This is a genomic window from Enterovibrio paralichthyis, assembly GCF_019209835.1.
Lineage (GTDB): Bacteria > Pseudomonadota > Gammaproteobacteria > Enterobacterales > Vibrionaceae > Enterovibrio > Enterovibrio paralichthyis.
Genome location: NZ_JAHUTS010000019.1, coordinates 81303 through 91293, shown reverse-complemented (window position 1 = coordinate 91293; position 9991 = coordinate 81303). Strand labels below are relative to the sequence as shown.

The following is a 9991-nucleotide window of genomic DNA, read 5'->3' as shown; positions in this document are numbered from 1 at the left end:
CGCTCGCCACCCAGGGAACAAGTTCCCCTGTGCTGCCGCTCGACTTGCATGTGTTAGGCCTGCCGCCAGCGTTCAATCTGAGCCATGATCAAACTCTTCAATTAGAATTTTGGCTCAACGAATACTGTTTTGTTTTGTCTCCGCTTTTAAAAAAGCAGAAGCAAAACGAATTGACTGTGCCGATAACTCCGAAGAGTTTCGTTTGGTCACTCAGTTCGTTGATAAATCTTTTTGTCTATCAATGACGAGTGCCCACACAGATTGCATTGGTCAAATTGTTAAAGAACGTTGACTTAAGAAGCTTCGCCTCTCACCGTCAGGGCTGCGAATTCTACGCTGCCAGGCGATGAAGTCAAGAAGAAATTTTGAGATTTTTCAACGCTGCTTTCGCAACCTTCAAAACGTCTTGTTGACTTGCCTCGTAAGGCTTTCATCACGCCGATTTAGATTCGATTTCCAAACTTGGAAGCCGCTCTCCGTGTCGGTGAGGCGGCATTATAGGGAGAGAAAAACAGTTGGCAACCGCTTTTTGCGAAAAACCTCACAAAAAGCAGCCGAACGTCTACTAATCGAGCAGATTGGTGAATTTAGAAACGGTCACAGGTAATTCAATGCTTCTATTCTGGCCATTTCGGTCTGTCCAGCTGACTTCAACCCCAATGACTTTCGCATACACCTCTGCCGCAGCACCGCCTACTACCCGACTATCAACTGTATTTACGTTGTTCATAACCACAGTAAAAGGACTCCCAGCCGGAAGCGTCAATATACACGTATTGATATCGTCCAGTGTTTTTCCAGCGCAACTAGAGTCCAGGGTGTTCAGTGCTTGAAGTGCAGAAATTTGGTTTTCTGCAACGCGCTTTGCTTCTACTGCCATCATCACATTACTTTTCTCTACTTCTATATAGCTATAGAGCTTCAGCGTCCCAACTCCAGCGAGTACCACGACAACGATAGAGATCAAAACTTCTACCAATGAAAAACCGCGATTAGAAATCATGGATGCTGCCTTTTAGTACTCTGGGAGGCGTTGGAAAATTGGGGTCCTCATCTACACTCGCGTCATACCCTGGTTTAAACGCCCCAAAGACCTTTGATGTGCCATTTTCAACATCAACGATATAACTGCCTCTGGTTTCAAAAGAACCAAAGAACAGAAATGGCAGGTATTTCCAGTTATCCGGATTCATTCCCAAATTTTCCGGCTCGTTAAATAGATCGCACATCAGCTTCATTGGCCCGTTGGTGCAAGAAACTTTGGTTTCTGGTTTGTCGTCACTACCGAGTACTGGATTTCCATCTTCGTCCGTTACTATTTCGATATCCAGCCAAGAGTCGAGGAAATTCTCTCTCTCATAATTAAACTGGAAAATAGAGCCGTTAAAGTTAGCAAGTGAACCGTTGTATGCAATCACGCCATCTTTAACCACTATTGAAACAGGGTTACTACTATCACTCACTACACCAGTTAAATCACAGTCACCATCCACCCAAAGCGTCACTAACTCACCATTTGGGAGTTTTTTGTCGTCGATGACCTCTTTGCGTTTTTCATTGATCAGTGTGCCACATTTACCTGCATTATCGACGATGACAGTGGAATCCCCATCCGTCTCAGTCGTTTTCGTACTTATTGAACCATCAAACTTAGCTTTAACACTTGCCCAATCACTTTTTTCTGTCTGAAATTTGTCTTTAAACAGCGTCAAGTTTGGTTGTTGATACAAAATGTCTGCCTCAAAGTTATTGGTCACTTTTTTATTGGCAGCAACAGTGGTGCTATAGCCTTCTTTGCACTTCTCCAGATTGGTCGCCAGCAGTTGCGATTCAAATTTAGCAGTTGATTTTCCTGTATCTATTGTGACATCACCGCCTGCAATGATTGCCATACACTCATAGATTTCAGTTTGGCCTTCTTTGCCAACATGCTCGCCTTTTGCCGGAATCCAAGAGTTGCCGCCCTCTATTACTAAGCTCCCTGCCGTTTTGAAAGCGGATGCGGTTCCCCCGCCACTGGCAATCATCGCACCGTAATTGGCAAAACCTGAGGACGACGTCAGTGACCAAGGACTATCTGTCCCAACAAGAGCGAATTGGCTAGATGTTTTACCCGCACATTTGTCAGTGATGGTTGATAGAAAACTGCCATCGTTTAGTTGAACAGCCGTTGGCTCATACTGTGAAATCGTTGCTATGGCGCAATCAAGCCCTGCTTTCGCACGCGCTCTTTGCTCAGCATCAATCATCAGGTTCTGTGTCTTTTTAATTTCACCAAAACCTGAATTTGCAACCGACACTGCAAACAATCCAACCATCAACAACACACCGCTCACCGTTGCCAGTGTTGCCATTCCTTTATTGTTATTCATTTGCACTACCCATCCACATTAGGTACGGAGACAGTAAAAGACACTGAGTCTGAGATTGAGCTATCTGATTTAAGAGAGGCGACGATCTCCACTTCAATATGCTGGAGTCTGTTTGCACTGCCTACTACGTTGTGATTAGAACGTTGGAACGTTAGGTTATCTATTTTTAAGCGGTCAAATGTCATATCGCGCCAATAACCACTGTCACACGTCCAGTTTGTCAGGTCATTCCAGTTTTCATACATTTCAATGACTGGGTCGTCATTTGCATCCTTACCCAGTCGGTATCCCATGGCATCGTCTTTGTCTAAAGAGCTCGGGCCTGAACGTTTATCGTGGTTATATGCAAATCGTATGCAGGTACCTTCTGCCTCTTTAATCGCACTGTCGTCTATCAATATTGATGAGAACTCACCCGGGGCCCCTGCAACAATAAATGGGTTTATCGTTGAGCAGTCATAACAAAAGCCAGCTCGTGAAATGTCATTTTTTAACCTGTCCGACAACAGGTTTAACTGAGAACGCAAGAAGTCACGCTGCAGGTGCGACGTTCCCATATTTGTATTGACTGAAAACAGTGCAATAGATGCAGCAAGAACAACTAAACTGACGGTTAACCCAACCATCATCTCAACCAGGGTATATCCCCTGAGAAGCGTTCTGTTCATCATGAACAGGCCTCCCAGCCGACAACCGTCGTATTACTGCACCCTTTGATACCAGAGTATCTACGAATCAAAACCCCTGACTCTTTTCCGGCGTCAGTCCCGAAAGCAAGTTTCACTGTTTTATCGAGTGAAGGGAGCCCCGTTTTTGGTGAGAAGTAAAACAACCGCTCTGCAGTCGCGCTTGATGGCTCTTGAATAGTGACTTTACCGCTATTTTCAATGACGAATTTTTGTAAGCCTTCATTCAGCGCGCAGTTAAACTCAGCAACATTGGATTTATGACTCAACCCGATGCAACCATCACTATCCGCATCTGCCGGAACATAGTGAACATAAATATTGCTGTGCTGTTTCATTGATTCTGACTGACCTACTTCTAGGATGGTGAGCAATTGTGTCGCCTTACTCTCGACCATGGCCGTTTTATTGGCATTAACGAAGGAAGGAACAGCAACCGCTGTGACGACAGCCAGCACTGATACCGTTGTTATCATTTCAATTAAGCTAAATCCGCGCTGTAGATTCCAATATCTCACACCAATTTCCTCAGGCGTTCTCTCTACCTTGTCTCCATACTACCAACAGATATAACGTAGTTCGCTGTAATTAAAATGGATTTCCCGCATAGCGAACCAAAAAATGACGCTGAGAATTAAGACATTACATAAGGGTATGACGTTGATCGAAATCTTGATTGTCATTGCAATCATAGGTGCCCTAACTGCCATCGCCGCTCCGGCAGTCGGGAAGTATTTGATCAAGTCAGAGAGAAACCGGGTTCAGATGGATTTGTATCAGTTACAGGTGCATACCGAACAGTATTTCACCGAGAATAATTGGACGTATCCGAGCGATACAACATTGGTCTGTGCTAAATGCCAGGTCTCTGAAGAGTACGATTTTTCGATAGATACATCAGGTTCAGGCAACAACGCTTACATCATTAAGGCCAAACCGAAATCTACGTCGATTCAGGACAATGACTCAGAGTGCCATACCATGGCTATTAACAGTGCATCAGAGCAACTGAACTTTAGCATTGATGGTTCAGCAATCCGTGATAATGCTAAATGCTGGATATAAAAAAGCCGCTACTGCAGTAGCGGCTTTCAATTCAAATCATTGCTGAACGATCAGTGTTCACGCGTTGCACGGAAGCTCACGTCTGGATGACGTTCTTGTGTTAGGCTCAAGTTCACCATGGTCGGTGCGATATACGTAAGGTTATCGCCGCCATCCAATGCCAGGTTGGACTGATTCTTACGCTGGAACTCATCCAGCTTTTTCGCATCAGAACATTCAACCCAGCGGGCTGTTGCAACGTTCACAGGCTCGTAAATCGCTTCAACGTTATATTCAGATTTCAGACGGGCAACAACCACATCAAACTGCAGTACACCTACCGCACCAACAATCAGATCGTTAGAGATCATCGGACGGAACACCTGAACCGCACCTTCTTCAGACAGCTGAACCAGACCTTTCAGCAGTTGCTTCTGTTTCAGCGGGTCGCGCAGGCGGATGCGACGGAACAGTTCAGGCGCAAAGTTTGGAATGCCTGAGAACTTCAGATCTTCACCTTGGGTAAAGGTGTCACCAATCTGGATAGTGCCGTGGTTATGCAAACCAATAATGTCGCCCGCGTACGCTTCAGCGGCACGTGAACGGTCACCCGCCATAAAGGTTACTGCATCGGAAATAGACACAGTTTTACCGGTGCGCACATGCTTCATCTTCATACCCTGGCTGTACTTGCCAGAAACGATACGCATGAAAGCAATACGGTCACGGTGTTTAGGATCCATGTTCGCCTGAATTTTGAAGACAAAACCCGTGAACTTCTCTTCGCCTGCTTCAACAGCACGCTCATGGGATTGACGAGGCAATGGTGCCGGCGCCCAGTCAGTCAGGCCATCGAGCATATGGTCAACACCAAAGTTACCCAACGCTGTACCGAAGAACACTGGTGTCAGCTCGCCTTTCAGGAACATTTCCTGATCAAACTCATGTGAAGCACCCAGCACCAATTCCAACTCCTCTCGAAGTTGCATTGCCAAGTCTTCACCAACTTCTGCATCCAACTCAGGGTTATCAATGCCCTTGATAATACGAGAGTCCTGGATAGTGTGACCCTGGCCTGTTTGGTACAAAATGGTTTCGTCACGATGAATGTGATAAACACCCTTGAACTCTTTACCACAACCAATTGGCCATGAAACAGGCGCACAAGCGATATTCAATTCGCTCTCGACCTCATCCAGCAACTCCATTGGGTCGCGGATATCACGGTCGAGTTTGTTCATGAACGTTACGATTGGCGTATCACGCAAGCGGGTAACTTCCATCAACTTACGGGTACGATCCTCAACACCTTTCGCTGCATCGATAACCATCAGACATGAGTCTACGGCAGTCAGTGTGCGATAAGTATCTTCGGAGAAGTCTTCGTGTCCTGGGGTATCCAACAGGTTTACGAGACATTCATTGTAAGGGAACTGCATAACAGACGTGGTAACCGAAATACCACGTTCTTTTTCCATTTCCATCCAGTCAGACTTCGCATGCTGGTTGGAACCGCGACCTTTTACTGTACCGGCAGTTTGGATAGCGCGTCCGAATAACAATACCTTTTCAGTAATGGTTGTTTTACCGGCATCCGGGTGCGAGATGATAGCAAAGGTCCTTCGCTTATTGATTTCATTGAGAAAATCTTGGTTTGCCATGTATAAATTCTTTTAGTTTGTACACGGATTTGTACACACTTTTGGAAGTACTCTCTTTTCAGTTCTTCGCTTGTCAAATCCGTCGTGTTAATCGTAATTGGTCGCTATTTTCGCTGATCTTGACTTTATAAACAATCAATGGTTATCTAATCGGTTACCATTTACTCTCAGCGTGCGCCAATGCTCAGTTGTAGCTGTTTGCAATCGTTGCTTCTTCAGCTCATGAACAACTGTGGCTAAACCACAAATTCCTTCGCTACCAAAAATCGATGATAGCTTGTTTAACAACGCCAATAATTGAGCAATTGCCGTTGATCGGTATTGCTGGATATTGTGGATTGAGAGGCTTCAAATATTTTTGCTCACCATCCAAGACTAATTGTTTAAAGGTTGCTTCTCTTGAATCATCAAGCCGCGCTACAACCAATGAACCAGATGAGTAAGGAGCATCAGGATCTACAACTATAACAGCACCTTCTGGTATTGATTTTTTGCCGCTTGGATTTTCCATACTGTCGCCTTTTACGCGAAGCGCGAAACAACCTTCATGTGCTTTCCCAGTGACTTCACGCCACTCCTCTGCATCTTCAAAGGCAAATCCCTCCGCTATTTCAGTCCAATCCCCAGCCTGAACCCAATTAATAAGAGGAATACTCCCTTTAATGTCAGGCCCTACTTCTACATTACCGACCCCCAAGCCAATCTCGCCATCACCTGTGGCGAGCCAATGAGCATTCACGCGAAGCGCCTCCGCGATCTGCATGGTGTAACGAGACCTAGCCGATTTACCAGAGCAAATCTGGCTGATCGACTGCTGTTTGATACCAATGCGACGAGCCAACTCAGACTGAGTCACCCCAGTAAGCTGCAAGGCATGGTTTAGTCGTTCGGATAAAGTTTTCATAAGCCCGTATTCTACAAATAAAACTGTAGCCTTTCAACAATTTTAACTGTTGACTTGCCTACAGTTTAAACTGTAACATTCAATCTTGTAACAGTTATTATTGTAACAGGAGACGGTATGGAAGTGTTCAACACGACACAAAAACATCTCCGCCGTGCCATTGACTTGGTCGGCGGGCAATCAGCATTAGCACGAGCCATCAACTCAAAACAGCAAAACGTCTGGTTTTGGTTGAATAAATCAGGGCGTGTTCCCGCTGAATTCGTTTTACCCATCGAACAAGCTACGCAAGGACAGGTAACCCGATCTCAGTTAAGACCGGACATCTACCCCGAATGCCCAAGCGAGCTGAAAGCCAGTAACCAGTAGGATTAAGGGCAACTAATGGTCAGCATTTTACGTAAACACAAAAGCGAGTACCTCCATGCGTGATTATGGCAAGGTCTATACCCGCTTTTGGCTAAAGCAAAATGTTTTGTCCTGGAGTGACTCAGCGAAGTTGCTAGGACTGTATTTGCTTACATGCCCGCATTGTAATTTGCTTGGCTGCTTTCGACTGCCGATTGGTTACGTTGCTTCTGACTTGAACTGGGATGAGCAACAGGTTGCCAAGGCGTTAAGTGAGTTAGAACAAGATCAGTTCCTGATTCGTTGCGAGGAATCTGGTTGGACTTTGATTCGAAGCTTTCTGAAGCACAACCCAATCGAAAACCCAAACCAAGGTAAGGCAGCCTTTCGGTTGCTTAAAGATGTACCTGCCGACTTCGTTGGTATGGCATCGCTTTTGAAATCTCTTGCCGCTTTTCAAGCTCGGCTTCCAGAAGAATTTTCATCATTGTTTATGCCTGTTGGCAACCCGGTAAGGGACTCTCAACGGTCGGATGACTCTGAGAGAAGCAATAAACCAACAGTTAAAACTGTTTATCACATACAGTTTGAAGACTTCTGGGATGTACAAATACGCAAAGAAAAAAAAGCTAAAGCCAAAGAAGAATGGCTACGCATGGGCCTCAATGAAGACCATGAACTCGCCTTGGAAGTGCTAACACGCTGGAAAGAGCAACGAGACAACCGATTGCAGTATCAAGATCGGACTAAGACCCCTATGCCACATAACTGGCTTTTAAACCGGCAATGGGAAGACGAGTACGTTCGCATTGATGAAGTACAGCAATCATCGACGAGCCTAAAGGGCAGCAATCACCAATTGAATATTGAAGAAAGCAATCGTCGCATCGCTGAAAGCTGGGCCGGACCAGGTATTCGGGAGGTTCGTTCAAGTGCAGGAGGTTGATAAACGCGAGTTTGCTGAAGTTTGGGGAGCAGCTTGGGCCATGTATGGCAAAAGCGTATCACCGCAATTGCTATCCATCGCATTTGAAGCCCTTCGTGCTTATAGCATTGAAGAAGTGCGAATCGGTCTGACTCGGCATATTCAATCACCGGATACTGGGCAATTTTTTCCAAAGCCCGCTGACGTCATCAAGCATATCGATGGCAACTCGGGTTCAAGAGCCATGGTTGCTTGGAACAAAGTTGACAAGGCTGTTCGTCAGGTTGGTGCTTGGACATCCGTGATGTTTGACGATGCACTTATCCACCGCGTGATTTCAGACATGGGGGGATGGGTTGAACTCTGCAAAGTTGATGACAGGGAATACCCCTTTAAGCAAAAAGAGTTTTTAACACGCTACCAGGCTTACTTGCTGCGGGACGAAGTGGGTGAATACCCAAGGCTATTACAGGGTATTGCAGACCATCAGAACCAGCAAAAAGGATTTGATATGCAAGCGCCTGTTGCCGTGGGTGACTGGTCAAAAGCGGCACAAGTTTACACGAGAGGCATCGCCAATTTTAGCGCAGTGCCTTTGAAAAGAATAAGCCCGAAAGCCATTCAGGCGCTTCTCGGAAATCAATTAGAGGACAAAAATGAAAACGATTAAAGCAAAAACCGTTGCCCTAGTGATAGCTATGTCCGCAAGCACTTCAGTCTATGCGTTTCCGGGCTATCAGTGGGAAAAAGCAGCACAAAGTGTTGGTATTGATCCAGTCATGCTCTACGCCGTTGCCTTGGCTGAGTCAGCCTCACATCGAGGTCTTAACATGACCAGTCCATGGCCATACGCAATTCGCAATGGTTCAAACGCAACCTACGCCAAATCTAAGACAGAAGCGGAGCAACTGTTAAACCAGGCACTTCAAGAGAGTGAAAAATACCAGCTCGATATTGGCCTTATGCAAATCAATTTGCATTGGCATGGGCATCGAGTGAGCTCAGCAGCTGAACTGCTAGACCCCATCACCAACCTTACTGTCGGCTCCAGTATTTTGGCCGAAGCAATCAAGTCTTCACCAAACGATTTAGAGCTTGGCATAGGCCGCTATCACAGTTGGAACGAAGAGCGTGCACGCTGGTATGGGCAAAGAGTGCTTTCTATCTATCGCAATATTTTACATGAACTGGAGGTCCGTCAATGACAACCAATCAACAAGACTTCTATCAATTAAATTTGGCGTACCTACACGCAGCACGTGAATTATCGCGAATTGATCCGCAAGAGGCGGTCTTGCGCTTTGGACTTACACGCGACGTGGTGGATGCACTGATTAATGCCGGTGTTGACGACCTGCAACGAGTGGCGACCTCATCATTCATGCTGTTTCAACCAAGGGGTAACCAAAGCCAACTGATTGAGATGGTGAAGAGCAAAGGCACAGGTATCCCAAGAATCGCTTATTTATTATCAACCCTAAACAACAAGGGGGATGCATGATTGATAACCTGTCCAAAAGTGAGCTGTTTACCCGAGCCTCGCTGCTTATTAAGTACGGATTTCGAACGACCATTATCGCGCTCGATACAGGTTTGCCAATCCACATTATCAGAAGGCTGCACAAAGAAGTGACTGGCAAGTCACCTTGTCCTGGTCAATTGCCAGAATCTGATGCCATCGTTAAAAGCAGAAGAGCCCTAGTTGAAGGCTCCCTGCTGATGGCGCTTTATGTCAATATTGGTGGTGATAATGTCTACAAGCAATTAAATATCGATGCTTTGATGAAGGCTTACGATGCGTACTTGGTTGCAAGAGAAGAGGCAGACCTTCCAGCTGAGATCCCCTGGAAAAAACTGACCATCAATGAAGGTTGGGTTCTAGCTCGTGATTTAAGATCACAGCTTGCATCCTTACACCGGTGTCGATGCGGTAGTCTGTATTTGACGGTATCTCAACAGCGCATTCAGCTTAAATGTCCTGTGTGCGAGATTATGGCCGAGCAAACCACTAGAGCACTTTTTGAGAACTAACATGCTGATACATGATTTGA

The 9991-nt window shown here is 45.8% G+C and carries 13 protein-coding genes and 1 rRNA gene; 7 read left to right on the top strand and 7 right to left on the bottom strand.

The genetic code is table 11. The features are described from left to right. The 5 genes from KU854_RS18670 to KU854_RS18650 form a co-directional block, all read right to left on the bottom strand. Positions 1 to 104: ribosomal RNA gene (locus KU854_RS18670) — 16S ribosomal RNA — on the bottom strand; the annotation flags it as partial. Positions 105 to 565: 461 nt separating this feature from the next. After that, on the bottom strand, positions 566 to 1003 hold the full coding sequence (locus KU854_RS18665) for a prepilin-type N-terminal cleavage/methylation domain-containing protein (RefSeq protein WP_218359882.1): 438 nt from the start codon (positions 1001 to 1003) through the stop codon (positions 566 to 568). Continuing rightward, positions 993 to 2372: a hypothetical protein gene (locus KU854_RS18660; RefSeq protein WP_218359881.1), complete on the bottom strand. Its 1380-nt coding sequence runs from the start codon at positions 2370 to 2372 to the stop codon at positions 993 to 995. Before KU854_RS18660 ends, KU854_RS18665 begins: the two co-directional genes overlap by 11 nt. A gap of 5 nt (positions 2373 to 2377) precedes the next feature. Continuing rightward, positions 2378 to 3043, bottom strand: a complete 666-nt coding sequence (locus KU854_RS18655; protein ID WP_255555640.1) for a PilW family protein — start codon at positions 3041 to 3043, stop codon at positions 2378 to 2380. Continuing rightward, complete coding sequence (locus tag KU854_RS18650; protein WP_336245266.1) at positions 3040 to 3576, bottom strand: pilus assembly FimT family protein; 537 nt, start codon at positions 3574 to 3576, stop codon at positions 3040 to 3042. The genes KU854_RS18655 and KU854_RS18650 overlap by 4 nt, the downstream gene beginning before the upstream one ends. A 103-nt stretch (positions 3577 to 3679) precedes the next feature. Here KU854_RS18650 and KU854_RS18645 point away from each other — a divergent pair, with 103 nt between their 5' ends. Beyond that, a complete protein-coding gene (locus KU854_RS18645; RefSeq protein ID WP_218359880.1) occupies positions 3680 to 4123 on the top strand; it encodes a type IV pilin protein in 444 nt (147 codons plus the stop codon). Positions 4124 to 4173: 50 nt separating this feature from the next. Here the strand turns inward: KU854_RS18645 and prfC are convergent, their stop codons facing one another. Both prfC and KU854_RS18635 read right to left on the bottom strand, forming a co-directional pair. Continuing rightward, a complete protein-coding gene (gene prfC / locus KU854_RS18640) occupies positions 4174 to 5763 on the bottom strand; it encodes a peptide chain release factor 3 (RefSeq protein ID WP_218359879.1) in 1590 nt (529 codons plus the stop codon). Between the two features lie 256 nt (positions 5764 to 6019). Next, positions 6020 to 6667, bottom strand: a complete 648-nt coding sequence (locus KU854_RS18635; protein WP_015066602.1) for a LexA family protein — start codon at positions 6665 to 6667, stop codon at positions 6020 to 6022. A 117-nt stretch (positions 6668 to 6784) separates the two neighbouring features. On the opposite strand from KU854_RS18635, the gene KU854_RS18630 reads away from it, so the two are divergent. Genes KU854_RS18630 through KU854_RS18605 form a run of 6 tightly spaced genes read left to right on the top strand, consistent with a single transcriptional unit; the run spans position 6785 to position 9971 of the window. Continuing rightward, a complete protein-coding gene (locus KU854_RS18630) occupies positions 6785 to 7036 on the top strand; it encodes a helix-turn-helix domain-containing protein (protein ID WP_000451746.1) in 252 nt (83 codons plus the stop codon). Positions 7037 to 7091: 55 nt separating this feature from the next. After that, positions 7092 to 7961 carry a hypothetical protein gene (locus KU854_RS18625; RefSeq protein ID WP_096991850.1) on the top strand — a complete coding sequence of 290 codons (870 nt, stop codon included), beginning with the start codon at positions 7092 to 7094 and terminating at the stop codon, positions 7959 to 7961. Continuing rightward, positions 7948 to 8610 carry a DUF6475 domain-containing protein gene (locus KU854_RS18620; RefSeq protein ID WP_001158521.1) on the top strand — a complete coding sequence of 221 codons (663 nt, stop codon included), beginning with the start codon at positions 7948 to 7950 and terminating at the stop codon, positions 8608 to 8610. Before KU854_RS18625 ends, KU854_RS18620 begins: the two co-directional genes overlap by 14 nt. After that, a complete protein-coding gene (locus KU854_RS18615; protein ID WP_000848909.1) occupies positions 8597 to 9145 on the top strand; it encodes a lytic transglycosylase domain-containing protein in 549 nt (182 codons plus the stop codon). Before KU854_RS18620 ends, KU854_RS18615 begins: the two co-directional genes overlap by 14 nt. Beyond that, the gene (locus KU854_RS18610; RefSeq protein ID WP_115113645.1) at positions 9142 to 9441 is read left to right on the top strand and encodes a flagellar transcriptional regulator FlhD; all 300 of its coding nucleotides are present in this window, start codon (positions 9142 to 9144) and stop codon (positions 9439 to 9441) included. Before KU854_RS18615 ends, KU854_RS18610 begins: the two co-directional genes overlap by 4 nt. Then, positions 9438 to 9971, top strand: a complete 534-nt coding sequence (locus KU854_RS18605; RefSeq protein WP_000566753.1) for a FlhC family transcriptional regulator — start codon at positions 9438 to 9440, stop codon at positions 9969 to 9971. The genes KU854_RS18610 and KU854_RS18605 overlap by 4 nt, the downstream gene beginning before the upstream one ends. The last annotated feature ends 20 nt before the right edge of the window (positions 9972 to 9991 follow it).